Below are 25,724 nucleotides of genomic sequence, written 5' to 3'. Positions count from 1 at the left end.
CACGGAAGTATGCCGAACTGGGCCGATGATCTTCTTCGACGACCGTTCCGGGTTTTGTGTCCTATATGTGAATGATGGACGATTTCCTAAGAGAAAAAGGAAATCGCCTTTTCCGTTCGATGCGATTCGATCAGGAACGCGGCCTGGCCCGCTCCAGGATCGCCTCGGTGTCCACACCCCGGGGCAGGGTGCCGAACACGTGCCCCCACTCCCCGTCCAACCGGCTGCGGGTGAACGCCTCGGCCACCGGGGACGGCGCGTGGCGCAGCAGGACCGACGCCTGTAGGGCCAGCGCCATCAGCTCCACCACCGAACGCGCCCGGAAGGCCATCTCCTCCGTGTCGCCCAGGGTCCGCCTCAGCCGCTTCAACGTGTCGTCGTAGCGCCGGTCGACCCCCTCGGCCTCGCCCAGCTCGGAGAGGAAGGCCTCCACCGCCTCGGGGGAGCGGGACATCGCGCGCAGCACGTCCAGCGCGGCCACGTTCCCCGATCCCTCCCAGATGGAGTTGAGCGGCGAGTCGCGGAACAGTCGCGGCATCCCGGACTCCTCCACGTAGCCGTTGCCGCCCAGACACTCCAGGGCCTCGGCCGCGTGGGCGGGCTGGCGCTTGGTCACCCAGAACTTGCCCACGGCCACCCCCAGGCGACGGAAGGCGGTCTCGCGCTCGTCACCGCGCACGGAGCGGTCCACCGCGCCCGCCAGACGCGTCATCAAGGCGGTGGCGGCCTCCGACTCCAGTGCCAGGTCGGCGAGCACGTTGCGCATCAACGGCTGCTCCACCAGAGGCGCCCCGAAGGCGCCGCGCGTGCGGGCGTGGTTCAGCGCGTGCACCACGGCGGCGCGCATCCCCGAGGCCGAACCGATCACGCAGTCCAGCCGGGTGCTGTTGACCATCTCGATGATGGTGGGCACCCCGCGTCCCGGCTCGCCCACCATGTACGCGACCGCGTTCTCGTACTCCAGCTCGGCGGAGGCGTTGGACCGGTTGCCGAGCTTGTCCTTGAGCCGCTGCACGAACAGCGCGTTGCGGGTACCGTCCTCCAGGACCCGGGGCACGAGGAAGCACGTGGGCCCCTCGGGGGTCCGCGCCAGGGTGAGGAACAGGTCGCTCATGGGCGCGGAGGTGAACCACTTGTGCCCGGTGAGCAGGTGGTGCCCCTCGGAGGTGGGCACCGCGCGCGTGGTGTTGGCGCGTACGTCCGAGCCGCCCTGCTTCTCCGTCATGGACATGCCGGCGATGAGACCGCTCTTGCCCGCCGGGGGACGCAGCCCGAAGTCGTAGGTGCGGGAGGTGAGCAGCGGCTCGTACCGTTCGGCCAGCTCCGGGGCGTGACGCAGCGCCGGGACCGCGGCGTAGGTCATCGAGATGGGGCACCCGTGCCCGCTCTCGGGCTGCGACCACAGGAAGAACTTCGCCGCCCGGGCCACGTGCGCGCCCTCCCGTTCCTCGGCCCAGGGCGCGGCGTGCAGACCGTTCTCCACGGCCTGGTCCATGAGCACGTGGTAGGCGGGCTGGTAGTCGACCTCGTCCACACGGTTGCCGTAGCGGTCGTGCGTGCGCAGCACCGGCGTGTAGGTGTTGGCGGCCTCGCCCCAGGCACGGACCCGCTCGGATCCGGCGGCGACGCCGACGCGGCGCACGTCCGGTTCGGCCCAACCGGCGCCCTCGCGCCGCAGCCCCTCCAGCAGGGCCGGATCCTCGGCCGCGTCGTAGTCGCCGAGCGGGGCGGCCTGGTTGAAGACCTCGTGAGTGGCGGGCATACCGGCTCCGTTCCTGGGTCGGGCGGCGGACGGGTGACGGGCATCCTATCCGTCCGCCGCCCGTGAACCCGAATCAGGTTCGGTCATGTGGGGGAGACGCCTCGCCGGCTCACGGCCAGAGCAGCCCGCGCCGCCAACCCGACCCCGCCCGCTCGTACCGCAGGCGGGTGTGCCGACGGTCCGGATCGGCCTGCCAGAACTCCACCCGCGTCGGACGCACCAGGTACAGCCCCCAGTCGTCGGGCGCCAGGTCGGGGTCGGCCCTCAACCTCTCACGGCTGCGTTCGGCCGTGCGGTGGATCTCCGACAGTTCGTCGAGGGGTTCGCTCTGCCGTCCGTGCAGACCGGCCACCCTGCCCTCCAACGGCCGGTTCCGGAAGTCGGCCGCCCGGGCCTCGGCGTCGGCGAGTTCGGCCCGACCCGTTACCCGCACCTGGCGTCCTCGCGGACCCCAGAAGAACAACAGGGCCACGTTCGGGTCGTCCGCGAGGTCGCGCCCCTTGGCCGAGGTCGTGGTGGTGGCGAACCACCAGCCCTCGTCGGTGAGGTCCTTCAGGATGAGGACCCGCGCCGAGGGGACCCCGTCCGCGTCGACGGTGGCCACCGTCATCGCGTGGGGCTCGTCCACCTCGGTCGCCACCGCGTCGGCGAACCATTCCCGGAACAGCTCCAGCGGATCCTCCGGCGCCGAGCCGGGATCGAAGGAGCCCAACGGCCCCGCGAACACCTTCAGCCCCCGCAGCAGGTCCCGCATCCCCTCGCCCATCGTGCCCCTTCCGTCCGGTCGATGTCCGTCCGTCGAACCTATCGAGGCCTCGGTGACGGAAGTGTCGTAGGCGTCCCGAAGAATCCCCTCGCACCCTTCGCACCACGAGGAGACACATATGAACAGCGACACCACCGCCCCCACGGGACCGGACCCGGACTCCCTGCTCGTCGGGATGTACCGGGACCCCTACTTCCCGGACCACCTCGTGGACCGCGGCAAGGCGATCCTGCTGCGCCTGAGCGCGCGGATCGAGGCCGAACGCCCCGCCGACCTCGACGCGCTGTACGTCCTCACCCACGCGGCCACCGAGGAGTTCAACGACCTGGAGGAGGAGTTCGGAGCGGCCGGCAGCGAGATCGAGACCGTGGCCAGGGACGAGATCGGCGAGTCCTTCCGGCGGGTGGCCACCGCACACGGGTTCCACGACGCCGATCCCGAGGAGCTCATCGCGCCCCGCGAGTGGTGAATCACCGGAAGGGCGGTGCCCGCCTCGCTCGAACGTCGACGACATGGCGTTCGACCGTCCTTCCACGCGGCCGCCGGGGGCGCCGACCCCGCCCGGTTTCGCACCTCGTGTCCTCGATACGATGCCCTGGCCGTGGCGTCTCGGTCCATGACATCCGGTGACGGGACGACCGGCGTGGGGATCGGAGCGGGAAGAGGAGACCATGACGGACGCGGAACCTCCCGAACGCTCCTGGTGGCTGTGGTCCCTCCTGGGCAGCGTCGTGCTCACCCACACCGCACTCAACCTCGCCCGACCCCTCATCTCCTATCGGACCATCGCGGTGGGCGGCGACGCCGTCGAGGTCGGCCTGGTCACGGCGGCCTACGCGCTCCTGCCCCTGCTCATCGCGGTCCCCTTGGGGCGTTCCATCGACCGCTCGGCGCGCATCGCCTGGATCGTCGGCCTGGGCGCGGCCGTCCTCGCGTTGGGCGGGCTGTCCCTGGCGCTCTCCGGCGGACTGTTCGGGATCGCCCTGGCGAGCACGATCGTCGGCGTCGGCCACCTGCTGTGCATGGTGGCCGGACAGGGCCTCATCGCCCGATACTCGCGCCCCGGCCACCTGGACCGCGACTTCGGCTGGTTCACCGCGGCCGCCTCCCTGGGCCAACTCGTCGGTCCCCTCATCTCGGGCGCCGTCCTCGGAGACACCTCCGGCGCGGCCCTGCTCTCGGCCACCTCCGTCGCACTGGTCGTGGCCGGGGTCACCGCCGCGCTGGGCGTCCTCCCGTTGCTGCCGCTCGCGCGGCTGAGACCGTCACGGCGCGCCGCGGACCGGCGAGACACCCCGCCGGTGCCCACCCGCGACCTGCTGCGACAGCGCGGCATGCCCTCCGCGCTGCTCACCAGCCTGGCCCTGCTGTCGGCGGTCGACATCCTCACCGCCTTCCTGCCGCTCATCGCGGAGAGTCGGGGCATCTCCCCGATGCTGGTCGGCGTCCTGCTGAGCCTGCGCGCGGGCTCCTCCCTGCTCTCCCGCCTGATCCTGCAAGCGCTGTTGCGCCGCTGGTCGCGCGGGACGCTCATCGTGACCAGCACCTTCGTCGCCGCCGTCGCCCTGGCCCTGGTCGCCCTGCCCACGGGAGGCTTCGCGGTCCTGGCGGTGGTGCTGGTCCTGGGCGGGTTCCTTCTGGGCCTGGGACAGCCCCTGACGATGGCCGAGGTCGCCACCCTGGCCCCGGAGGGCTCTCGCGGGGCCGTCCTGGCGCTGCGGGTCTGGGGCAACCGGTTGGGCCAGGTGGCCATCCCCGCCGCGGCGGCGGGGGTCGCCGGAGCGGTGGGGGCTCCCGGAGCCCTGCTCTTCTCCGCCGGGGTCCTGCTGATCGCCTCGGTCACCGCCCTGCGCTCGGGCTCCGGAGACGCCGAACGGGCGGCCGGGGAAGAGCCGCCCGTCCGACGTCCCGCCGAGGGACGTCCCCGAAGAGGGTTCAGGTCACGCCGTACGGAGAGGTGACCATGGCGTCGTACCTCTCCCACACCACCTCGGCGAGCTCCGGAGCGTCGCCCAGGGCCTCGGAGACCACGGAGGCCCCCGCCGCCACCGAACGTTCGCGCACTCGGTCGGCGAAGTACCCCGGGGCCAAAAGGTAGGTGGAGACCACCACCCGTTCGGCGCCGTCCGCCAGCAGTGCCGCGACCGCCTCGTCCGGAGTGGGGGAGGAAGCGGAGGCGTAGGCCGCCCGCACCTCGCGCCACGGCCCCCGTTCGGCGAGCAGGCGGCCCAGTTTCGCCACCACGGCGTCGGCCTCCGGATCGCTCGAACCCGCCGAGGCCAGGACCAGCGCCGTCCCAGGATCGGCGGACGCCCCGGCCTCGGCCAACCGGCGCTCCACCGCCTCCGGCAACAGCGGATGAGGTCCCAGCGTGTCGGCGTAGTGGACGCGCAGCCACGGACTCCGTTCCCGGACCCCTGCCATGGCCCGGGGCAGGTCCACCTTGCTGTGGAAGGCCGCCGTCAGCAGGGCCGGCAGGACCACGACCTCGCCCGCGCCCTCCGAGGCGAGCCCCTCCAGGGCCTCCTCGACACCGGGCTCGACATGGTCCAGGTAGGCCAGACGCACCTCCGTCCCGGGACGCAGGGCGCGCACCCGGGAGAAGAGCGCCTCGACCGCCGCTGCCGACCTCGGATCGCGGCTGCCGTGCGCCACCGCCAACAGCGGCACCGAGGAGACCGTGCTCTCGCCCCGGGCGCTCATACGTGGATCCCGCATTCGGTCTTGCCGGTCCCGGCCCAGCGGCCGCTGCGCGGATCCTCGCCGGGCGCGACCCGCCGAGTGCACGGCTCACAGCCGATGGAGGGGTAGCCGTCGTACTGGAGCGGGTTCACCAGCACACCGTGTTCGCTCATGTAGGCGTCCACCTCCTCCTGGGTCCACCGGGCGATCGGATTGACCTTGGTCATCCGGCGCCGCCGGTCCCACTGCACGACCGGGGTATCGCGTCGTGTCGCCGCGTCCTGCCTGCGCAGCCCGGTCAACCAGGCCGAGTAGGGTTCCAGCGCCTTGCGCAGCGGCTCCACCTTGCGCAGGTGGCAGCAGATGCCGGGGTCGCGGTTGTGCAGCCTCGGGCCCAGGGCCAGGTCCTGCTCGGCCACGGTTCGCACCGGCTCCACGTTGACGAGGTTGATGTCGTAGATGGACGCGACGGCGTCACGGGTACCGATGGTCTCGGGAAAGTGGTATCCGGTGTCCAGGAAGATCACGTCGATCCCCGGGACCGCCTTGGAGACGATGTCGACCATGAGGGCGTCGGCCATCGAGGAGGTCATGCACAGCCGGTCGCCGAAGGTCTCCGCGGCCCAGAGGACGATCTCCCGGGCCGTGGCCTCCTCCAGCTCCCGGGCCGCGCGCTCGGCCGACTCGGGACCTCCGGGGCGGGTGATGGTGGTGCTCATACGTTCCCTTCCATCGGTCTGGACGCGGCGCCGTCCGAGGAGAACGACGCCGATCGCAGGCCCACGTACTTGACCCGGAACACCCGGGCGCAGGACAGGCAGGCCCAGGGGTAGCCCTCGCCCTTGCCGGCGGCCCCCTCCTCGGGCACGAGGTCCTCGTCGCCGCAGTAGGGGCAGTAGTAAGGTGCGGCCCTTTCGGACACGACGCACCTCTCCTTCCGATCGGGCCCGGCCCCGACGATCCGGGGCCGGGAGGGTCCCCGGGCGCGGGCCCGGGGACCCGAGGTCACTTGAGGTCGGAGTCGTCGGCGCGGGCGGCCCACGCGGCGAAGTTCTCGTCGTCCTTACGCTGCTCCTGGAAGCGTCGGAGGACCCGTTCGACGTAGTCCGGCAGATCATCGGCGGTGGTCTTCAGACCGCGGATCTTCCGTCCGAAGGACTGCGTGAGCCCCATTCCGCCACCCAGATGGATCTGGAAGCCCTCCACCTGTTCGCCCCGCTCGTTCAGGACGAGCTGCCCCTTGAGGCCGATGTCGGCGACCTGGATCCGGGCGCAGGAGTTCGGGCAGCCGTTGACGTTGATGGTGACCGGCTCCTCGAAGTCGGGCAGCCGCCGCTCCAACTCCTCGATCAGGGTCGCGGCCCGATCCTTGGTCTCCACGATCGCCAGCTTGCAGAATTCGATGCCGGTGCAGGCCATCGTCTGACGACGGAACACGCTCGGTCGCACCTCGAAGCCCTCGGACTCCAGCGCCGCGGCGATCGAGTCGACCCGGTCCTCCTCGATGTCGAGGATGACGAGCTTCTGATCGGGGGTGGTACGGATCCGGTCCGATCCGTGCTCCTCGGCGATCTCGGCCACCCGGAGCAGCGAGCCGCCCGAGACCCGGCCGACCTTGGGCGCGAAGCCCACGTAGTACCTTCCGTCGCGCTGACGGTGCACGCCCACGTGGTCGCGGCGCACCCCCGGGTCGAGCACGGGGGCGGGACCGTCGGGCAGTTCGTAGCCGAGGTACTCCTTCTCCAGGACCTCGCGGAAGCGCTCCGTGCCCCACTCCTTGATCAGGAACTTGATCCGGGCGCGGGTCCGCAACCGGCGGAAGCCGTAGTCACGGAAGATGGAGCACACTCCGGCCCAGACCTCGGAGACCTGTTCGGGCCGCACGAACGTCCCCAACCGCCGGGCGAACATCGGGTTGGTGGACAGGCCGCCGCCGACGAAGAGGTCGTAGCCGACCTCGCCCGCCTCGTTCCGGACCCCCACGAAGGCCACGTCGTTGATCTCGTGGTTGACGCAGTGCGAGGTGCACCCCGACAGGGAGGTCTTGAACTTGCGCGGCAGATTGGAGAAACGGGGGTCGCCGATGTGCTCGTCGTAGATCTCCTGGATCTGCGCGGTGGGGTCGATGACCTCGTCCTCGGCCACGCCGGCCAGCGGACAGCCCATGATCACCCGAGGGGTGTCGCCACAGGCCTCGGTGGTGGAGAGTCCCACCGACTCCAGCTTCTCCCAGATCGCGGGCACGTCCTCGACCCGGATCCAGTGGTACTGGACGTTCTGTCGGTCGGTGATGTCGGCGGTGTCGCGCCCGTGGTCGCGGGAGATCTCGGCGATCGCGCGCAGTTGGGCGACGCTCAGCCGGCCGCCGTCGATGCGCACGCGCAGCATGAAGTAGCGGTCGTCGAGTTCCTCGGGCTCCAGCACGGCGGTCTTGCCGCCGTCGATGCCGGGGGCGCGCTGGGTGTAGAGCCCGTACCAGCGGAACCGGCCTCGGAGGTCGGCCGGGTCGATGGAGTCGAACCCGCCCTTGGAGTAGATGTCGATGATCCGATCGCGGACGTTGAGCCCGTCGTCGTTCTTCTTGTTCTCCTCGTTCTTGTTCAGCGGCTCGCGGTAACCGAGGGCCCATTGGCCCTCACCACGGGTGCGCCGGGGCTTGGCGGCCACGGGGGCCTTGCCGGGCTGCGCGGAAGAGGGAGGCATCGCGGGTGTCTCCGATGGGGTCGCGGGGTGCCGGGGTCCCGGCGCCCGCACCGCAGACCCGTAGACACCGCACGTCGTCGTGGTCGGTGCTACGGGTACGAGATCCGCGTGTACAGGAGTTTCGAGGGGGGAGCGCCGGGGCCGCCGGCACCCACTGGCTCACAGGGGTGCGTAAAGGCGGCGAGGAACTAACCGACGCTGCGACAGATGGCGCTGCTGACCCGCTGGAAGTCCACGTGGCGGCGCACGCGGAGCATGGGGTCCAGAGCAGCGATCATGAAGCGAGAATGTCACGCCCCCGTGTCCTTGTCCAGATGTGCCCGCCCGAGGGAGACGTGGGTCACGTCCGGAGGCGGACGCGTCCGCTCCTGTCGGGGCCGCCGCGGCTCCCGATAACGTTCTCCTTGTGGTGGGTTTCTGGGAGGGTCTCTGGCGTACGACCGACGCGTGGTTCCGGCGGCATTCGGTGTTCCACAGTGGTCTACTGCTGATCCTGCGCACCCTTCGAGCCCTGTCGCGTTCACGCGTGATCGGGCTGGCCGCCGAATCGGCCTTCTTCGCGCTGATCTCCCTGCCCGCGCTCCTGCTGTGCCTGTTGGGCGCCCTGGGGCCGTTGGCGGCGGTGTTCGGCGAGGGTCTCGTGGTGGAGATCCGCGAGTGGATGCTGGACCTGGCCGCGCGGGTCCTGACCCCGAACACCGTCGAATCCGTGGTGGAACCGCTGGTCGACGACTTCCTCGGCGGGGTCCAGGGCGGTCTGCTGTCGGTGACCTTCCTGGTGTCCCTGTGGTCGGGGTCGCGGGCGATGAACGTGTTCATCCGCTCCATCACGATCTCCTACGGGCTGGACGAGCTGCGCGGCTGGATGGGGCAGCGGGTGCTCGCCTTCTTCGCCTACCTGGGCGGGCTGTTCTTCGCGGTCCTGGTGCTGCCGATCATGGTGTCGGGTCCCGACCTCGTCCATGAGCTGTTGCCGGTCACCGTGGGCTGGCTCAACCTCCTCTATTGGCCGATCGTGGGTCTGTTGGTCACGACCGCCGTCACCCTCCTGTACGCGCTCAGCGTGCCGGTGCGCACCCCGCTGTGGCGTCACCTGCCGGGCGCGGTCCTGGCCACCGTGGTGCTCTTGGGCGGGTCGGCGCTTCTGCGCTCCTACCTGGACGCCTCCTTCGGTCAAGTGAGCATCTACGGTTCCCTGGCCGCGCCGATCGCGATCCTCGCCTGGCTGTACGTCATGGCCATCGCGGTGTTGGTGGGTTCCTCGCTCAACTCCGAGATCGACGCGATGTGGCCGACCATGCGGACGGCGGCGGCCCGGGCCGAACTCGCCAACCGCCACTTCGAACGCGCGGACCGTATGGCCCAGCGCAGGGAGCAGGCGGTCATCGACACGATCAACGACCACAACGGGCGCTGACCGCGCGGGCTCGGGGCCGTGCCGTGGAGGCGTCGCAGACGTGCCCGTAGGTCCTCGGAAACTCCGGGTGGCCGGATCCGGCCAATTTCGGCGTGAACCGAGGTGTCTTTTGGGGTGTCCACACCAGAGTCGATGGATGTGGGAGAACGGGACCATCCGCAGGTGGGAGATGGTTTTCGCAGGTCAGTGGAGAGGTGGCCGAAAAACCGATGGGAGAGGTGCGAACCATGACCGATTCTCGGGCATCCGATCAAGTCGGCCGGTTCCGGTGAGGATCAGTATGATCGCGTGCAGCACCGACGACGTATGCGCCGCACCCTCTTGTTCGGTCTTCTCGCCGAGCCGCCGCCGAACGTCATCGCCGACCACGATTCCCCTGCTCCCGTATACGAACAGGTCCATGTTCCACATGCCTTCGGAGGCACCATGAGCCGGGCGTCCCGTCCGGGACATCCCGGACCCACCGCCGTCATCGTCATCGCTCCGGACGAGCGCACCGCCGAGATCGTCATCGAGGGCCGCCGCCAGGTCGTGTCCGGCCAGGCACCCAAGGACACCAGACGGGCCGCGCTCGACGTCGCCACCGGTCACGCCGCGCGGATCGGCGGGCCGGTGCTCATCGACGCGCGTGACGCCAACGGCTACTGGCGTCTGGTCGCGACCCCGGACGGGGTCGTCCGGGCCGCCGATCCGCCGCCCCCGGGGCCCGCGCCGAACACGACACCGCCGGTCCCGGCGAAGGCCGGTGGCGGGCGCAAGCGCGTGTTCGTCATCGTGGGCGCCGTGGTGCTGGCCCTGGCCCTCATCGGTGGTGTGGGCGCGGTCGTCCTGCGCTTCCTTCCGGACTCCACCACCACGGCCTCCGAGGCCGGGGAGGACGAGCCCACCTCCGACGGGCCGATACTGGACCACCCGGCCCCGCCCGGTTACGCCACGACGGTCGAGATCACCGAGGAACTCGCCCCCGACACCCTCCCCGGTGTCAGCGGCGACGGCGAGAACCTCGTCTACATCGACCCGGCCGAACGCCTCAACCTGCTCAACGCCGACGGGTCGCGCGAATGGTCGGTGAACCTGCCCTTCGAAGCGGCGGAGGTCCTCGGCAGCCCCCGTTTCGTGGAGTACGACGGAGCCCCCCACATCGCGATCGAGACCGCCGGGGCCCTGTGGTTCTGGCCCGCGACGGGCGGCAACGCGGGCAACATCGAGCTCAGGGAGGCCGCCTCCGCCCAGTACGCCGGTTCCGGGGTGCTGGTGCGCGGCGATGACAGCGCCTACGTCCCGATCGACGGCGAGCTCGAGGAGATCGACACCCCGGGCGGTTCCGGGGCGATGCTCGCCGAGGACGGCCGTGCGCTGGCGGGCGTGCTCCGAGGCCCCTGGCACTGGGTCGCCCCCGACGAGGACCCCCGGAAGGTGGAGCCGGAGGAGCCCGAGGGCGCCGGCGACCTGGACTCCATCATGACCTTCATCCGCGGCTACGCCATCGTCCTCTGGGAGATGGAGGAGGGCGACGACCTCCTCCTGGCCTTCCACGACAACACCGACGGTTCGGTGCTCGGCACCGCCGAGGTCGACCCGGACGACCTGGAGGACGTGCGCCACCGCACCGGACCTCTGGGGTCGGAGCTGGCCGCCTACGGCCCGGTGCTCTTCGAGCCCGGCAGCGGCGAGACCACCGTGCTCCCGGGTTTCGAACCCGAGATCGCCATCGGTGAGCGGATCTTCGGCGAACTCGACGGGACCCGAGTGGCGGTCGACGCCTCGGGCGAGACCGTCGAGGTCCCCGAGGACGCGGAGACGCCGCGCGGGCTGCTCGGCGACCGCGCCGTCGTGGTCCGTGAGGACCACCTCTATGCCATCCCCCCCGAATAGTTCAGTACACCAGTGAAAGAAAGGAGCGGGATGTCCCCTAAGAAGCGGGTATTCACCGTTACCGCGGCCGGTCTGTTCATGGCCGGTTTCTCCGCCGGTCCGGCGTTCGCCGACACGGTGGACGAGATCGCCCCCGAGGTCGCCCCCGAGGTCGCCGAGGCCCCCGCGGTCGAGACCCCCGAGGTGGAACCCCTCTCGTTCGAGGCCCCCGCCGTCGAGACCCCCGTGCTCGACCTGGCCCCCGCGGTCGAGGAGGCGGTCACCACGCTTCCCGAGATCGCTCCGGTCGACCTGCCGCTGCCGCCCGTCTTCGACCCCCCGGGTGACGACGACGGCGAGGGCGAGACCCCTCCGCCCGGTGAGACCCCTCCGCCCGGTGAGGACGAAGACGAGGACGAGGGCGACGGCGGCGAGGGCGAGACCCCTCCGCCCGGCGAGACCCCTCCGCCCGGTGAGGGCGAGGAAGAGGAGGAAGAGGAAGAGGACAACGGTCAGACTCCTCCGCCCGGTGAGGGCGGGGAAGAGGAGGAAGAGGAGGAGGAAGAGGAAGAGGACAACAATCAGACTCCTCCGCCCGGTGGGGAAGAGGGGCAGACTCCTCCGCCCAGTGACCGGACCGGTGGTGATGAGACCGGCGGTGACAAGACCGGCGGTCAGTCCTCGAACACGACCACCTCCGCCTCCTCCTCGTCCTCCACGACGACGGAGAGCGCCTCCGACCCGGACCTCGCCGCGACCGGCGTCGACCTGTCGGGCTTCGTGCTCGGCGGCGCCATCGTGGCCGGTGTCGGCGCTCTGGCCCTGTGGGCCGGCAGCCGCCGTCCGGGCATGGTCATCGAGTAACACCACGCTCCGCCCCGTGGCGACACGGGACGAAGCGCGGGCCCCGATCTCCTCCTCGGAGGTCGGGGCCCTTTCGTATGCGCGACGGGACGCTTCAGGAACGGGGGCGCAGGGCGGGTGCCAAGAGGAAGGCGGCCGCGCCTCCGGCGGCGATCACCCACAGGGCCGAGCCCAGCCCCGCCGAGTCGGCGAGGAACCCCACGGCCGGTGGGAAGGCCAGGAAGCCCGCCCGACCCAGCCAGCCCACCACGGTCACCCCGTCCCCGGTACGGACTCCGGGCACGTTCCCGGCGGCGGTCAGGGTCAGGGGGAACAGGGTGGAGACCCCCAACCCCAGGACCCCGAAGCCGACGATCGCTGCGGCCGGATGCGGCAGGGCCAGGGCCAGGGCCATGCCACCGGCGGCGAGGAGACCACCGCCATGGCCGACCGCCACGGCTCCGAAGCGGTCGGTCAGTCGGTCCCCGAACAGCCGACCGACCGTCATCATCGTCTGGCAGGCCACGAACGGCATGGCCGCGAGGAACAGAGGGGCTCCCAGCTCGGTGCTCATGTACACCGCGCCCCAGGAGGCCGCCGAGTCCTCGATGCCGCCGGCCATCATGAGCAGGATCCCGAGGGCGGCGAGCAAGAGGATCGCGCGGGGCGGCACGCGGGTGCGGCCGCCGTTCCGGCCGCCGGTCCCGTCCTCGCGCTCGCTGTTCTCCGGCCCGGGCAGGAGCATGCGTCCGATCGACAGGTTGACCGCCACCAGGATCGCGGTCACCCCGCCCAGGTGCCACAGGATCGGTACCCCGCTCCCGGCCATGGTCGCGCCGAGCAGGCCCCCGGCGACCGCGGCCATGCTCCAGACCGCGTGGAAGGTGTTGATGATGCTGCGTCGGTAGCGCCGCTGGACCCGGAGCCCGTGCGAGTTCTGGGCCGAATCGGTCCACGCGTCCGCGCTTCCCATGACGAACAGGGTCGCGGCGAGCATCCACCAGTTCTGGGCCAGCGCGATGAATGGAAGCGCTCCCAGTGAGAGTAGACTCGTCGCCACGGCGGTGGGACCGCTGCCGAACCGATGGATGAGAGGACCGGCGAGCATACCCGTCAGGATCGCTCCGAACGGCATCGCCGCGATCGCGAGCCCCAACTCGGCGTTGCCCAGCCCCAGGTCGTCCTTGATCACGGGGAGCCAGGGCACCGCGTTGGTGTAGGTGAACCCGTTCACGAAGAACAGGGTCGACACCGCGATCCGCGCGCGCCTGGCGTCGGGCGGCGGGGCGGTCGGTGTCTCGGTCCGGGCGTTCACAAGCGGCTCCCACGGTGGTCTCGGTGCGGGCAGATGCTATCCAGTCCCGCGTTCGGGTGAACAGGGGGCGGGCACGAACCTCGCGCCATGGGCTTGCCAAGCGGGACGGAGGTGTCTTACATAGGGAGACCCCGTCGTCCAGTGTCCAGGAGGCCGATCCCGGCACCGCCCCCGAACCCCTCGCGCCCCGCGGCCCGCTCCCGCGTGCGGCCCCCGTCCGCCGAACCTCTCCCGGACCGTGCCCGCACCCGGCCCCGGTCGAACCGGAAGATCCGCATGATCAATACGAGCGCACTGCGAGAAAAACCCACCCTCATCGGCGAGAACGTGCGTTTGGTGCCCCTGGGGCCCGAACACACGGATTCCTATTTCTCGGCGGGCCTGGACACGGAGGTCCGCAGACTCATGGGCGCCCACGGTCATCCGACCTACGAGCAGGCCCGGAAATGGTGTGAGAGCAGAGCGGACAGGGAGGACCGGCTGGACCTGGCGATCACCGCCCCCGAGGACGGACGCTACCTCGGCGAACTCTCCCTCTACGACGTCTCCCCGGAGAACGCCTCGGCCGGCTACCGCATCGCCCTCTCGGCGATCGAGTTCACCGGCCGAGGGCTGGGGCGGGAGGCCACACGGCTGGTCCTGCGCCACGCCTTCGAGGAGGTGGGTCTGCACCGGATCTGGTTGCACGTGTACGCCTTCAACATGCGCGCCATCGCCGTCTACCGCTCCTGCGGTTTCTCGGTCGAGGGTCGCCTGCGCGACTCCCTCCTCTGGGAGGGTCGCAGGTACGACTCCCTGCTGATGGCGGTGCTCCGCGACGGTTTCGACCCCTCCTGACGGGGGCGGACCGAAGGGGCACGTGGGGACCTCGGGTTCCAACCCGCGTGCGGCGGGGTATGCCGCTAGCACTGTTTCCAGCAGCTCACTCCGGACAGGCGGAAGGAGCGGTGCCGGGCCTCACGGTCCGGTGCCGGTGAGGACATGAACCCGGTACCCGTTTCCCTGCCCTTCGCCGACCGCGCCGAAGCGGGACGGCGCCTCGCGGAGCGTGTGCGCGCCCACGCGGTCGACGATCCGCTCGTGCTGGCCCTGCCCAGGGGCGGTGTCCCCGTGGGCGCGGAGCTCGCCCGCGCCCTGGGGGCGGACTTCGACGTGCTCGTGGTGCGCAAGATCGGTCTTCCCGGCCATCCGGAGACCGGTGTGGGCGCCGTCTCCGAGGACGGTCGCGTCCTCTACGACGATCTCGCCCTGGCCCGTATGCACATTCCGCGTCAGGCCCTGTCCGACACCGTGGCCTCCGAACGCGACGAACTCGATCGCCGACGTCGGACCTACCGGGGCGAACGCCCTCTGCCGCGGATCGCCGGACGCGACTGTGTGGTCGTCGACGATGGCGCGGCCACCGGCGGCACCGCGCGCGCGGCGCTGAGGACGGTACGCCAGGCCGGGCCCGCCCGACTGATCCTGTCGGTGCCGGTGGCCTCCCCGGAGGCGGTGGAGCTCCTCCGCGGCGAGGTCGACGCCCTGGTGGTGCTCGGCGCCCCGGACAACTTCCGCTCCGTGGGGGAGTGGTACCGGGAGTTCGGCCAGCTCTCCGACGAGAACGTCACGTCGACGCTCTTCGAGGTCGAACGTTCGCGGCCCAGGTCCGAGGTGGCCAGGGCGGTGCGCGTCCCCGCCGGTCGGGCCTACGTCGACGGAGACCTGACCATGCCGGAGGAACTGCGGGGCGTGGTGGTGATGGCCTTCGACCACGGTCGGGTGGATCCGCGCGGGCGGGCGATCGCCTCGGCCCTGCGGCGGGCGGGTTACGCGACCCTGCTGGTGGATCCGCCGGACGAGGAGGAGGCCTCGGCGGAGTGGCCCGCGGCGGTGGTGACCTGGCTGAGACGGGCCACCGACGCGGCCGGCGAACCTCTGGGGATCCTGTGTTCGGGGGCCACGGCGGCGTCCCTGCCCCTCGCGGCGGCGGCGCTGCCCGAGGACGTGGCGGGGGTCGTGGTCCATGGGGGCCGGATCGATCGGGCGGGGGAGGCCCTGTCCGGGGTACGGGCGCCCACCCTCCTCCTCGCGGAGAGCGGGGACGTCTCCGCTCGGGAGGCGGGGGAACGGGCCCGTGCCCTTCTGGGCGGACCGGTCGAGTCGGCCGTGGTCTCGGCGCCCGAAGGGGACGGGGAGGAGTGGCGCGAGGTCGCGGTGCGGACCCTGGACTGGTTCGACCGTCATCTCACGCGGGGCTCCGGGTGAACGGATGATCGTGTCCGGGAATATGTCTTCCTGGTCGGACATTCGATGGGGCCCGAAGGGCTTTCGAAGACAGAAGACCCGCGGCGCCCTCGACGTTCGTCGTCGGGGCGCCGCGGGTCATCGGGCCGGGGCCGTGTGGGAAGGGATCCGCGCGGGGGACTCGTGGGTCCTAGGCGGCGTTGGCGCGTCGCATGCGGCGACGACGCTCGGAGGCGCGCTCGTCCTCGTTCAGGCCACCCCAGGTCCCGTACTTCTCCGGACGCGAGATCGCATAGTCCAGGCAGTCGGTTCGAACCGGGCAGGCCGCACAGATCTCCTTGGCCTTGCGCTCGCGGATCTCCCGCTCCGGCTGGCGTTCGCCATCGGGGCCGAAGAAGAGCACAAGGTCCTCGCCCCGGCACGCGGCGGCATCCTGCCACCCCCAGCTCGGGCGGGGGCGCAGCGCGGCCTGCCGACGTACCTGAGACATGCTTGAACCACCTCTACTGAAATCACTAGTAAGCTGTCGTAAAAAGCTTCAGTCACCGAAAGTCGGTCATGCGGCGCGAGACACCCCGCACGACGCAAACGTCGAGCGGTGCTGGCGTTGTTCCCCGGTGTGGTTGAGACCACGAGAAGCGCCACCACAGAGGCGAAGCCTGCCGATGATGGGGTGCTCTCACACGAACGGCCGCGGAGGCGGTGACGGCCTCCGTCCGAGCCGGTACGTAATCATGCCATCCCCACTCCCGATCGTGCACGGGGGGTGGGGAAATTACTCGTCCAACCGTTACCGAAACCTGATGGCTGACATCTGGTTTGCTGGTTTTTGTCCGAGTTTGTCGCAGATCACGCGAACGACCGTTCCCTGTAGGACACCGCACATCGTATGGGGCTATGTCCCTCCTGCCTAGGGGGTCCCCCTGATGCGCCGATCACATTGTGGACGGGACATCGCTCCGAGATTGGGTTCGACCGTATGTCCTCACCCTCCGCCACCGGCGAGGAGAGGGAGAGGCGGCGTCTCCGGTGACACGGAGCGGCGGTGGCGGCGAGGCCGAGACCCCCGCATGGCGGTCGGACGCACCCGGCGCCGAGACCCCGACCCGCACCCCTCCGCCTCGCCCCCTAGGGGAGGTTCCAGGGAAGAAGAACGGAACAGGTCGTGGTGTCCGAGCGTCCCAGACGATAGAAAACAGGGTGCGTCCGACTCCCGTCCGGGGGTGGACCCATTCCGGGACAGACACAAGGAGACGAATCACCGTGGCCCTCCTGCGGCTCATCCTCAACATCATCTGGCTCTTCGTCGCCGGATTCTGGCTGGCGGTCGGCTATGTCATCGCCGGCATCATCTGCTGTCTCCTCATCGTCACGATCCCCTTCGGCATCGCCTCCTTCCGTATGGCCCGCTACGCCTTCTGGCCCTTCGGTCGCGAACTCGTGCGCAAGCCGGGTTCGGGGGGCGGCTCCACCTTCCTGAACGTGATCTGGGTGATCGTGGCCGGCTGGTGGCTGACCATCGGACACATCACCACCGCCGTCGGCCTCGCCGTCACGATCATCGGTATCCCCATGGCGTGGGCCTCGATCAAGATGATCCCCGTGGCCCTGGCGCCCTTCGGGAACGAGATCGTTCGCAGTGGTCACCCCCGGGAACCCTGGCAGTTCTGACAGAGTTGACCACTCACGGGGTCCGGGCGCATCGAACGGACCCCCTTCCCCGACATCCCCCGCGTACCCATGTGTCCGCTCCGGCCGGAGCGGACGGACCCACCAGTAGAGAATGGAGTCCATGTGCAAGCCCAGCGGCCGGGAGTATGGGCGCTCCTGAACAAGTGGCTCGACGCCCGCAGAGCCCGGGCCGAGCGTCTCGCCCTGCTCGAAGCGCAGGACAAGGCCCGCATCGAGGCCGAGACCCGGGCGGAGGAGAAGACCGCCGCGGAGCAGGACGACGTCGGGGCGGGGGATCTCTTGCGCGTGGTCAGTGACGTCGCCTGGCGGATACTGCTGGTCGGTGTGGTCGCGGGGCTCCTCGTCTACGCGGTCATCCACCTCTCGGTGATCACCCTGCCCGCGATCCTGGCGGTCTTCATCACGGCCCTGTTGATGCCCTTGGCCAACTGGCTGAGGGGCAAGGGGCTGGGGCGCGGTTCCTCCACCGCGATCTCCATCCTGGTGGCCCTGATCGTGCTCAGCGGCGTGATCACCATGATCGTCTCGCCGGCGATCCAGGGGTTCGAAGGGCTGGTCGCCAGCGTCTCCAGCGCCATCACCGAACTCCAGGGTCTCCAGATCCCCTTCCTCGACCCGGCGCTCATCACCGAGATGATCGACAACGCCTGGCTCCAGATCCAGGGGATGATCACCGACAACACCGACCGTCTGCTCAGCGGAGCCTGGACCGCCGGTGCCGCGGTGGTGCAGATCCTGCTCGGGCTGGTCCTGATCATCGCGCTGACCGTGTACTTCGTCCACTCCGGCGACAAGCTCATGGAGTGGATCGCCACCCTCCTGCCGCCCAAGTCCCGTCCTGGGCTGCACCACGCCGGTGGTATCGCCTACGGGGTGATGGGGCGTTACGTCCGGGGCGTGGCGATGGTCGGGTTCATCGACGCCGTCGGCATCGGCATCTTCCTGCTCATCTTCCTGGACATCAACCTGGCGATCCCGCTGATCGTGCTGACCTTCGTCGGGGCCTTCCTACCGATCATCGGTGCCTTCCTCACCGGCCTGCTCGCCGCGTTGGTGGCGTTCGTGACCGAGGGCTGGGTGATCGCCCTGGTGATCGTCGGCGCGGTCGTCCTGGTCCAGCAGCTGGAGAGCAACATCTTCGCGCCCCGTATCTATGGTCAGGCGCTGGAACTGCCCTCTCCCGTCGTCCTGATCGCCATCACGGCGGGCGGCATCCTCGGCGGCATCCCGGGCATGTTCCTGGCCACCCCGGTCGCGGCCGTCCTGGCCGCTCTGTTGCGCAACCGTCCGCCGGCCCACAACGAGTACACGGACGAGAGCGAAGGGGAGGTCGACGAGAAGCGTCGTCGAGCCCTGACGACGGCGGAGTCCGCCGTGGTCGTGGTGGCCCGACCGGAGGAGACCGGAGAGGCCGCGACGGCCAAGGAGCCCCCCAAGAAGGGGGACAAGGACGCCCCCGGAGAGTGACCCCGGAAGGACCGTTCCTTCCTCATGGAGGAATGCGCGGCGCCCCCGGCCCCGTTGTGGGGTCGGGGGCGCGCCCGTGCCCGGGACGTCCGCCCGGAAAACCCTGGCCCTCTCCCACGACCTTGCCGTTAGGCTGGATCGGTCCGCCCGAAGGCGGATCCGCCCGATCCGTCCGCGTCCCCGCGACCCGGACCACACGGCCCGCGCCCCGTATCCGGGCCGCGACGACGAACCGCCACACCATCTTTGAGGAAGCCCCACCCATGTTGATCGCCACCGACCTCGAACTGCGCGTCGGAGCCCGACTCCTGCTGGAACCGACGACCTTCCAGGTCGCGGCGGGGGACCGGATCGGTCTGGTCGGCCGCAACGGTGCGGGCAAGACCACCATGACCAAGGTGCTGGCGGGGGAGGGACTTCCCACCGGTGGGACGGTCACCACCTCGGGCACCATCGGCTACCTGCCCCAGGACCCGCGCACCGGCGACCTGAACGTGATCGCCAAGGACCGCGTCCTGTCGGCCCGGGGTATCGACGAGGCGCTCCGAGGTCTGCGCGAGGCCGAGAAGAAGATGGCCAGCGACCACGAGAAGACCAGGAACAAGGGGGTGCGCGCCTACGCCCGTTGGGAGGAGCGCCTCCACGTCCTGGGCGGGTACGCCGCCGAATCCGAGGCCGCCGCCATCGCCTCCAGTCTCGGTCTTCCGGATAAGGCGCTCTCCCAGCCCCTGCACACGCTCTCCGGTGGTCAGCGTCGTCGGGTCGAGTTGGCGCGCATCCTGTTCAGCGGGGCCGACACCCTGCTGCTGGACGAGCCCACCAACCACCTGGACGCCGACTCCATCGTGTGGCTGCGCGACTTCCTCAAGACCCATCAGGGCGGGCTCATCGTGATCAGTCACGACGTGGAGCTGGTCGACCAGGTGGTCAACAAGGTGTTCTACCTGGACGCCAACCGCAGCGTCATGGACATCTACAACATGGGCTGGAAGCAGTACCAGGTCCAGCGCGAGGACGACGAGCGTCGCCGCCGCCGTGAGCTGGCCAACGCCTCCAAGCAGGCGGACAACCTGCGTAAGCAGGCCGAGCGCTTCCGGTACAAGGCGACCAAGGCCCGCGCGGCCCAGCAGATGCTGAACCGGGCCGACAAACTGCTCGACGGGGTGCAGGGGACGCGCAAGGCCGACAAGGTGGCCAAGCTCCGGTTCCCGGACCCGGCGCCCAGCGGTCGCACCCCGCTGATGGCCGAGGGGCTGTCCAAGTCCTACGGATCGCTGGAGATCTTCACCGGCGTCGACCTGGCCATCGACCGGGGCAGCCGGGTGGTCGTCCTCGGGCTGAACGGCGCGGGCAAGACGACCCTGCTCCGTCTGCTGGGCGGTGTGGAGGAACCCGACACGGGCCGTGTCGTGCCCGGACACGGACTCAAGATGGGCTACTACGCCCAGGAGCACGAGACCCTGGACGTGGGCCGCAGCGTTCTGGAGAACATGATGAGCGCGGCCCCGGATCTGCCGGAGGTCGAGGCGCGCAAGACGCTGGGTTCGTTCCTGTTCACCGGTGACGACGTGGACAAGCCCGCCGGTGTGCTCTCGGGTGGTGAGAAGACCCGGTTGGCGCTGGCCACCCTGGTGGTCTCCAGCGCCAACGTGCTGCTGCTGGACGAGCCCACCAACAACCTGGACCCGGCCAGCCGTGAGGAGATCCTGGCCGCGCTGCGCAACTACAAGGGCGCCATCGTACTGGTGACCCACGACGAGGGCGCGGTCGAGGCGTTGAGTCCCGAACGCGTCATCATGCTGCCGGACGGGGTCGAGGACATGTGGAACCCCGATTTCGAGGACCTCATCGCCCTGGCCTGAGTCGACGGCGGGATCATGGGGAGGGTGGACGCTCGGCGTATCGCGAGGTTCACCCTCCCCCTTTTTCGGTCGGGGTTAGGGGTCTTCCGAAACGTGGGCCGACCGGCGCGGCGTTCGGTGAATGTGGCGGTGGGCGGGCGGCATGTCGGATCATGGCGATGGTCCGGCCCGTACCCGAGGCCGGTGTCCCGAAAGAGGAGAAAGCCGTGAGTGACGAGTTGAGGAAGGGCGCCCGGGTCTCCGGGGAGAGTCGGGCGGAGCTGGCCGCCGAACTCAGGCGCCGCTATGACGAGGGCGAGAGCATCCGCTCCCTCGCCGCCGCCACCGGGCGCTCGTACGGGTTCGTGCATCGCCTGCTCGGTGAGACCGGTGTGGAGTTGAGGGGTCGGGGCGGAGCGACGCGCAAAGCCTGAGCCCGATCGCGAGTTCGAGGTTACTCGCGAGTAGGGTCGGGGGTGTCGACGACCCGATGGAGGAACCCATGACACAGGCCCCGCAGGAGACCGGAGTGACGGAACCGCCCGGCGAGGAGGAGCTGACCCGGGCGGGGCTGCGCCTCACGGTGGAGGGCGCCGTCGCCCGCATCACCATCAGCCGTCCCGAGCGCCGCAACGCGATGACCGGGCGGACCTGGACGACCCTGGCCCACATCGGCCAGACCCTTCCCGAGGATGTCCGAATCGTCGTCATCGCCGGAGAGGGCGACATCTTCTCCGCCGGGATCGACCTCGGCATGTTCACCCCCGAAGGGGTCGAGGGCGAGCGTTCCATCATCGGGGGGCTCACCGACGGGTCCGCCGACGAGGCCGACCTGGACGCCTACATCGCCGAACTCCAGCAGGGCTTCCTGTGGCTGCGCCGCCCCGACCTGGTGACCATCGCCGCCGTGCGCGGGTACGCCATCGGCGCCGGGTTCCAGCTCGCGCTCTCCTGCGACCTGCGCGTCCTCGCCGACGACGCCGTCTTCTGCATGAAGGAGCCCGCCCTGGGGCTGGTCCCGGACCTCACCGGGACCAAGCCCCTGGTGGACATCGTCGGCGTCCACCGGGCCACCGAGATCTGCCTGACCGCGCGCAAGGTCGGCGCGGAGGAGTCCCGTGAGCTCGGCCTGGCCACCCTGGTCGTGGGCGTCGACGAACTGGAGGGGGCCGTCGACGACGCCGTCGCGGCGCTGCTCACGGTCGACCACGGGGCGGCCGCCGCCACCAAGGACCTCCTGCTCCAGGCCGAGGGCAACACGCTCGAAGAGCAGTGCGCGGCGGAACGGGCGGCCCAGGTGAAGCGGCTCACCACGCTGGCCAAGGCCATGGCGGCGCAGGCCTGACCCTCCTGACCTCGGGGAACGGGGTGGGGAGACCCGTATCACCGGTGAAAAACACCCACCCCGTCCCCGATTCGCGGCGATCTCTAGTACGCTGCTGCAAGCGGTCGTTCAATATCGCGCGCATCCGAGCGCGCCGGACCGCCAAGACGCGGAGAGCGTGTCGACCCTGTCGACGTCACTCTTGACCCGAAGAGCACACGAACCCCACCTACGTCGGGGTCGCTTCCGCGTGTGATCAGGCGCGTTTGTGTGATTTCTTCGCTGGGTCCGTCGTGACCGTGTGGAGCCTTCCTCGAAACGCCGCCAAACGATGAGGAAGGTACACGTCACTTGACGACGGACACTGCCGTAACGCCTGCCTTCGACAGCCTGGGGCTTCCCAAGGACATCGTCGACGAGCTGGCCAAGAACGGTGTGACCACCCCGTTCCCGATCCAGGCCGCCACCATTCCCGACGCCATCGAGGGCCGCGACGTCCTCGGCTGCGGCCGGACCGGATCGGGCAAGACCCTGGCCTTCGGCCTGCCGGTCCTGATGCGCTGCGCCGAGCGCCGCGCCGCCTCCCACCGCCCGCGGGCCCTGATCCTGGTGCCCACCCGCGAACTCGCCCACCAGGTGCGCGACGCCCTGCGCGGCTACGCCCGCGTCGTGGGCGTGCGCGTCGGCGACGTCGTCGGAGGCAGCTCCTACACCCGCCAGATCAACGAACTGCGCCGCGGTGTCGACGTCCTCGTCGCCACCCCGGGCCGTCTGACCGACCTCATCGACCAGGGCGCCTGCGACCTGGGCGACGTGGAGATCTCGGTGCTGGACGAGGCCGACCAGATGTGCGACATGGGCTTCATGCCGCAGGTCAGCGAGCTCCTCGACCAGGTGCACCCGGACGGGCAGACCCTGCTGTTCTCGGCCACGCTCGACGGTGACGTCGACAAGCTGGTCCGCAAGTACATGAACGAGCCGCGCACCCACTCCGTGGACCCGCCGGTCTCGCAGGTCACCACCATGGAGCACCACCTGCTCAAGGTGCTGCCCCGCGACAAGAACAAGATCGTCACCCAGATCGCCGCGCGCGAGGGTCGCACCATCCTGTTCGTGCGCAGCAAGTACCGCGCCGACACCATCAGCGAGCAGCTGATCGAGGCCGGCGTCCCCTGCGCCTCCCTGCACGGCGGCAAGACCCAGAGCGTGCGTACCCGCACCCTCGCCAAGTTCCGTGAGGGCCGCATCCAGGCCCTGGTCGCCACCGACGTCGCCGCCCGCGGCATCCACGTCGACGGAATCGACCTGGTCGTCAACGTCGACCTGCCCACCGGCCACAAGGACTACCTGCACCGCGGTGGTCGTACCGCCCGCGCCGGTTCCTCCGGCTCGGTGGTCTCCCTGGTCGCGCCCAACCAGCGCCGTATGGCCCGTCGTCTGCTCAGCGACGCCGGTGTCGACGCCAAGCAGCACCTGGTCAACCCCGGTGACGAGCTGCTCACCCAGGTGACCGGGGCCAAGGAGCCCTCCTGGGAGCCGTGGATCGAGCCGCCGGAGCCCGAGCGTCCCCGTCGTGGTCGTGGCGGCCCCCGTCGCGGTGGCTACCGCGGTAACGGTGGCGGCTACCGTGGCGGTTACCGCGGTGACCGTCGCAACGACCGCGGTGAGGGCGGCTACCGCCGTGACGACCGTGGCGAGGGCGGCTACCGCGGCCGGCGCGACGACCGTTCCGAGGGCGGTCGCGACGACCGCCGTGGCGGTTACGGCGAGCGTTCCGAGGGCGGCTACCGCGGTGGCGGTGAGCGTCGTGGCGGCGGTTACGGTGGCGAGCGTCGGGGCGGTTACCGAGGCGACTCCCGTGGTGGCTACCGCGGCGACCGTCGCGGTGGCGGCCCCCGTCGCGGCGACCGCTACGACTCCGCCCCCAGCGGCCGGAGCTGATCGAAAGCACGACACGGAGGCCCGGTGCCCGGCGTTCGCCGGTACCGGGCCTCCGGTCTGTCCGGGGTGAGGTGTTTACGTTCCTTTACCCCGTCTTCGCATGTCCTGGGCGCCCGGGAACACCGTCGACGTGGACAGTTGGCGGGAAACCCCGAAGTCGCACTCGGGACCACCACGCCACCTGAAGGGGAACGCGTGACCGTCCTCAACAACGCCCTCGTCACCCTCAACGACACCTTCTGGGCGTACCTGGTCATCCCGCTACTGGTCGTCCTGTCCGTCTACTTCACGGTGCGTTCGGGGTTCGTGCAGCTCCGGCTCCTGCCGGACATGTTCCGGGTGATCCGGGGCAGGGCGGGGACCGCGCCCGACGGCGGCAAGGAGATCTCCCCGTTCCAGGCCTTCGCGATCTCGGCGGCGGCCCGAGTGGGCACCGGCAACATCGTCGGCGTGGCCACGGCGATCATGCTGGGCGGGCCCGGTGCGGTCTTCTGGATGTGGCTCATGGCGACGGTGGTATCGGGAGCCGCGTTCGTCGAGTCCACGCTCGCCCAGCTCTACAAGGTGCGGACCGACACCGGATTCCGAGGCGGCCCCGCCTACTACATGCTGCACGGGCTCGGACAGCGCTGGATGGGCGTCCTGTTCGCGGTGATCATCACAGTCACCTTCGCCTTCTTCTTCAACTCGGTCCAGGCCAACAGCATCTCCGGGGCCATCTCGACCTCCGCCTCCCAACTCGGGATCCCCACCGGATGGGGACTGAACGTGGTGGTCGGTCTGCTGCTCGTGGCGCTGACCGGAACGGTCGTCTTCGGCGGTATCCGTCGTATCGCCTCGGTCGCCCAGGCCCTGGTCCCGTTGATGGCGATCATCTACATCCTGCTCGGCACGGCCGTGGTCATTCTCAACATCGGCGAGGTCCCCGGGATGATCGCCGACATCTTCGCCTCGGCCTTCGGCCTGCGTGAGATGGTGGCCGGCGGCGTAGGCGCCGCGATCGTCCAGGGGCTGCGCCGCGGCATGTTCTCCAACGAGGCCGGTCTGGGTTCGGCGCCCAACGCCGGAGCGACCGCGTCGGTCTCCCACCCGGTCAAGCAAGGGCTGGTCCAGACCCTGGGCGTCTACTTCGACACCTGGCTGGTCTGCTCGGTGACCGCGTTCATCGTGCTCTTGAGCACCTCCGAGTTCGACGGGTCCAGGGGTCCGGAGGTCACGCAGTACGCGCTCCAGGCCAACCTCGGCGACTGGTCGGTCCACGCGCTGACGATCATCCTGTTCCTGCTGGCCTACACATCGCTGCTCGGCAACTACTACTACGGGGAGTCCAATCTCAGGTTCCTCGACGCCGCCCCCGAGCACGTGACGTACTTCCGTTCGGCCGTCCTGGTCTTCATCTTCCTCGGCAGCATCGCCCCGCTGACCCTGGTGTGGAACGTCGCGGACGTGGCCATGGGCGTGATGGCGGTGGTCAACCTGGTCGCCCTGGCGCCGCTGTCGGGGGTCGCCTTCCGCCTGCTGCGCGACTACAGCCGTCAGTTGCGCAATGGCCTGGACCCGCAGTTCACCCTGGCCAAGATGCCCGACCTCCAGAACGTGGAGGCCTGGGGCCCGGTCGAGGGCGGTCTGCTGGAGGACCAGCCCCGCGAGGAGGGGGCCGCTCCCTCCGACCCGGGCGCCGAGATCACCCCCGAGGAGGGTGAGGGTCCCGAGGGGCCGGGCCGTCCGAACGGCTCCTCGAACGACTGACGCGCACACCACCGAAAAGGGGGCGGGGCCGTGGGGAGACGACCCACGGCCCCGCCCCTTCCCTTGTGGTAGATAGGGCGGAACGAGGTGGAACCTCTCATGGTGCAAACGAAAACTGTTTTCGGTTACCATTCGTGGAGTT

At 70.0% G+C, this 25,724-nt stretch carries 23 protein-coding genes; 14 read left to right on the top strand and 9 right to left on the bottom strand.

The window, feature by feature from the left end:
* Positions 1-130: 130 nt before the first annotated feature.
* Both TR33_RS12920 and TR33_RS12915 read right to left on the bottom strand, forming a co-directional pair.
* Entirely contained in the window at positions 131-1,762 is a 1,632-nt protein-coding gene (locus tag TR33_RS12920; RefSeq protein WP_017535686.1) for an acyl-CoA dehydrogenase family protein, read from the bottom strand.
* Positions 1,763-1,871: 109 nt separating this feature from the next.
* Positions 1,872-2,528, bottom strand: coding sequence for a pyridoxine/pyridoxamine 5'-phosphate oxidase (locus tag TR33_RS12915; protein ID WP_017535687.1), 657 nt, complete (start codon positions 2,526-2,528; stop codon positions 1,872-1,874).
* A 118-nt stretch (positions 2,529-2,646) separates the two neighbouring features.
* Between TR33_RS12915 and TR33_RS12910 the strand changes: the two genes are divergently transcribed.
* Positions 2,647-2,997 carry a DUF5713 family protein gene (locus TR33_RS12910; protein WP_017535688.1) on the top strand — a complete coding sequence of 117 codons (351 nt, stop codon included), beginning with the start codon at positions 2,647-2,649 and terminating at the stop codon, positions 2,995-2,997.
* Between the two features lie 202 nt (positions 2,998-3,199).
* A complete protein-coding gene (locus TR33_RS12905) occupies positions 3,200-4,489 on the top strand; it encodes an MFS transporter (protein WP_108914137.1) in 1,290 nt (429 codons plus the stop codon).
* On the opposite strand, the gene TR33_RS12900 is transcribed toward TR33_RS12905, so the two are convergent.
* The 5 genes from TR33_RS12900 to TR33_RS27500 form a co-directional block, all read right to left on the bottom strand.
* Positions 4,464-5,246: a sirohydrochlorin chelatase gene (locus TR33_RS12900; RefSeq protein WP_017535690.1), complete on the bottom strand. Its 783-nt coding sequence runs from the start codon at positions 5,244-5,246 to the stop codon at positions 4,464-4,466. The genes TR33_RS12905 and TR33_RS12900 overlap by 26 nt on opposite strands.
* A complete protein-coding gene (locus TR33_RS12895) occupies positions 5,228-5,929 on the bottom strand; it encodes a phosphoadenylyl-sulfate reductase (RefSeq protein ID WP_017535691.1) in 702 nt (233 codons plus the stop codon). Before TR33_RS12895 ends, TR33_RS12900 begins: the two co-directional genes overlap by 19 nt.
* Positions 5,926-6,132: a hypothetical protein gene (locus tag TR33_RS12890; protein ID WP_042283300.1), complete on the bottom strand. Its 207-nt coding sequence runs from the start codon at positions 6,130-6,132 to the stop codon at positions 5,926-5,928. The genes TR33_RS12895 and TR33_RS12890 overlap by 4 nt, the downstream gene beginning before the upstream one ends.
* An 83-nt stretch (positions 6,133-6,215) precedes the next feature.
* Positions 6,216-7,913 carry a nitrite/sulfite reductase gene (locus TR33_RS12885; RefSeq protein WP_042283299.1) on the bottom strand — a complete coding sequence of 566 codons (1,698 nt, stop codon included), beginning with the start codon at positions 7,911-7,913 and terminating at the stop codon, positions 6,216-6,218.
* Between the two features lie 188 nt (positions 7,914-8,101).
* Complete coding sequence (locus tag TR33_RS27500; protein WP_017535694.1) at positions 8,102-8,191, bottom strand: putative leader peptide; 90 nt, start codon at positions 8,189-8,191, stop codon at positions 8,102-8,104.
* A gap of 128 nt (positions 8,192-8,319) precedes the next feature.
* Here TR33_RS27500 and TR33_RS12880 point away from each other — a divergent pair, with 128 nt between their 5' ends.
* The 3 genes from TR33_RS12880 to TR33_RS12870 all read left to right on the top strand — a co-directional run bounded on the left by TR33_RS12880 (position 8,320) and on the right by TR33_RS12870 (position 12,048).
* Positions 8,320-9,330 carry a YihY/virulence factor BrkB family protein gene (locus tag TR33_RS12880; protein WP_026125205.1) on the top strand — a complete coding sequence of 337 codons (1,011 nt, stop codon included), beginning with the start codon at positions 8,320-8,322 and terminating at the stop codon, positions 9,328-9,330.
* Positions 9,331-9,636: 306 nt separating this feature from the next.
* Positions 9,637-11,205 (top strand): hypothetical protein, encoded by a 1,569-nt coding sequence (locus TR33_RS12875; protein ID WP_042283297.1) that lies wholly within the window; start codon positions 9,637-9,639, stop codon positions 11,203-11,205.
* A gap of 30 nt (positions 11,206-11,235) precedes the next feature.
* Complete coding sequence (locus TR33_RS12870; RefSeq protein ID WP_042283295.1) at positions 11,236-12,048, top strand: hypothetical protein; 813 nt, start codon at positions 11,236-11,238, stop codon at positions 12,046-12,048.
* Positions 12,049-12,142: 94 nt separating this feature from the next.
* Here the strand turns inward: TR33_RS12870 and TR33_RS12865 are convergent, their stop codons facing one another.
* Entirely contained in the window at positions 12,143-13,342 is a 1,200-nt protein-coding gene (locus TR33_RS12865) for an MFS transporter (protein ID WP_014913499.1), read from the bottom strand.
* Between the two features lie 276 nt (positions 13,343-13,618).
* On the opposite strand from TR33_RS12865, the gene TR33_RS12860 reads away from it, so the two are divergent.
* Both TR33_RS12860 and TR33_RS12855 read left to right on the top strand, forming a co-directional pair.
* Positions 13,619-14,179: a GNAT family N-acetyltransferase gene (locus TR33_RS12860; protein ID WP_014911833.1), complete on the top strand. Its 561-nt coding sequence runs from the start codon at positions 13,619-13,621 to the stop codon at positions 14,177-14,179.
* A gap of 144 nt (positions 14,180-14,323) precedes the next feature.
* Entirely contained in the window at positions 14,324-15,589 is a 1,266-nt protein-coding gene (locus TR33_RS12855; RefSeq protein WP_042283292.1) for a phosphoribosyltransferase family protein, read from the top strand.
* A gap of 169 nt (positions 15,590-15,758) precedes the next feature.
* Here the strand turns inward: TR33_RS12855 and TR33_RS12850 are convergent, their stop codons facing one another.
* Positions 15,759-16,058: a WhiB family transcriptional regulator gene (locus TR33_RS12850; RefSeq protein ID WP_017588640.1), complete on the bottom strand. Its 300-nt coding sequence runs from the start codon at positions 16,056-16,058 to the stop codon at positions 15,759-15,761.
* Positions 16,059-16,831: 773 nt separating this feature from the next.
* Here TR33_RS12850 and TR33_RS12845 point away from each other — a divergent pair.
* From TR33_RS12845 to TR33_RS12815, 7 genes are all read left to right on the top strand, one after another.
* Positions 16,832-17,239: a YccF domain-containing protein gene (locus tag TR33_RS12845; protein ID WP_014913110.1), complete on the top strand. Its 408-nt coding sequence runs from the start codon at positions 16,832-16,834 to the stop codon at positions 17,237-17,239.
* A gap of 123 nt (positions 17,240-17,362) precedes the next feature.
* On the top strand, positions 17,363-18,727 hold the full coding sequence (locus TR33_RS12840; RefSeq protein ID WP_017535698.1) for an AI-2E family transporter: 1,365 nt from the start codon (positions 17,363-17,365) through the stop codon (positions 18,725-18,727).
* Positions 18,728-18,990: 263 nt separating this feature from the next.
* Positions 18,991-20,589, top strand: coding sequence for an ABC-F family ATP-binding cassette domain-containing protein (locus TR33_RS12835; RefSeq protein ID WP_014912012.1), 1,599 nt, complete (start codon positions 18,991-18,993; stop codon positions 20,587-20,589).
* Between the two features lie 206 nt (positions 20,590-20,795).
* Positions 20,796-21,002, top strand: coding sequence for a helix-turn-helix domain-containing protein (locus tag TR33_RS12830; RefSeq protein WP_014912345.1), 207 nt, complete (start codon positions 20,796-20,798; stop codon positions 21,000-21,002).
* Positions 21,003-21,070: 68 nt separating this feature from the next.
* A complete protein-coding gene (locus tag TR33_RS12825) occupies positions 21,071-21,913 on the top strand; it encodes an enoyl-CoA hydratase/isomerase family protein (RefSeq protein WP_042283535.1) in 843 nt (280 codons plus the stop codon).
* A 330-nt stretch (positions 21,914-22,243) separates the two neighbouring features.
* Entirely contained in the window at positions 22,244-23,833 is a 1,590-nt protein-coding gene (locus TR33_RS12820; RefSeq protein ID WP_014908592.1) for a DEAD/DEAH box helicase, read from the top strand.
* A 195-nt stretch (positions 23,834-24,028) separates the two neighbouring features.
* A complete protein-coding gene (locus tag TR33_RS12815) occupies positions 24,029-25,582 on the top strand; it encodes an alanine/glycine:cation symporter family protein (RefSeq protein WP_042283290.1) in 1,554 nt (517 codons plus the stop codon).
* The last annotated feature ends 142 nt before the right edge of the window (positions 25,583-25,724 follow it).

This window comes from Nocardiopsis alba (assembly GCF_000710955.1).
Taxonomy (GTDB): domain Bacteria; phylum Actinomycetota; class Actinomycetes; order Streptosporangiales; family Streptosporangiaceae; genus Nocardiopsis; species Nocardiopsis alba.
The sequence above is the reverse complement of the archived record's forward strand: the minus strand, read 5'-3'. Positions and strand labels throughout refer to the sequence as shown.

Bases quoted from the DNA above. Each gene is read 5' to 3' on its own strand.
- TR33_RS12910 (WP_017535688.1), top strand. From the start codon at position 2,647: ATGAACAGCGACACCACCGCCCCCACGGGACCGGACCCGGACTCCCTG.
- TR33_RS12920 (WP_017535686.1), bottom strand. From the start codon at position 1,762: ATGCCCGCCACTCACGAGGTCTTCAACCAGGCCGCCCCGCTCGGCGAC.
- TR33_RS12885 (WP_042283299.1), bottom strand. From the start codon at position 7,913: ATGCCTCCCTCTTCCGCGCAGCCCGGCAAGGCCCCCGTGGCCGCCAAG.
- TR33_RS12835 (WP_014912012.1), top strand. From the start codon at position 18,991: ATGTTGATCGCCACCGACCTCGAACTGCGCGTCGGAGCCCGACTCCTG.
- TR33_RS12860 (WP_014911833.1), top strand. From the start codon at position 13,619: ATGATCAATACGAGCGCACTGCGAGAAAAACCCACCCTCATCGGCGAG.
- TR33_RS12895 (WP_017535691.1), bottom strand. From the start codon at position 5,929: ATGAGCACCACCATCACCCGCCCCGGAGGTCCCGAGTCGGCCGAGCGC.
- TR33_RS12905 (WP_108914137.1), top strand. From the start codon at position 3,200: ATGACGGACGCGGAACCTCCCGAACGCTCCTGGTGGCTGTGGTCCCTC.
- TR33_RS12900 (WP_017535690.1), bottom strand. From the start codon at position 5,246: ATGCGGGATCCACGTATGAGCGCCCGGGGCGAGAGCACGGTCTCCTCG.
- TR33_RS12875 (WP_042283297.1), top strand. From the start codon at position 9,637: ATGCGCCGCACCCTCTTGTTCGGTCTTCTCGCCGAGCCGCCGCCGAAC.
- TR33_RS12915 (WP_017535687.1), bottom strand. From the start codon at position 2,528: ATGGGCGAGGGGATGCGGGACCTGCTGCGGGGGCTGAAGGTGTTCGCG.
- TR33_RS12825 (WP_042283535.1), top strand. From the start codon at position 21,071: ATGACACAGGCCCCGCAGGAGACCGGAGTGACGGAACCGCCCGGCGAG.
- TR33_RS27500 (WP_017535694.1), bottom strand. From the start codon at position 8,191: ATGATCGCTGCTCTGGACCCCATGCTCCGCGTGCGCCGCCACGTGGAC.
- TR33_RS12850 (WP_017588640.1), bottom strand. From the start codon at position 16,058: ATGTCTCAGGTACGTCGGCAGGCCGCGCTGCGCCCCCGCCCGAGCTGG.
- TR33_RS12870 (WP_042283295.1), top strand. From the start codon at position 11,236: ATGTCCCCTAAGAAGCGGGTATTCACCGTTACCGCGGCCGGTCTGTTC.
- TR33_RS12855 (WP_042283292.1), top strand. From the start codon at position 14,324: ATGAACCCGGTACCCGTTTCCCTGCCCTTCGCCGACCGCGCCGAAGCG.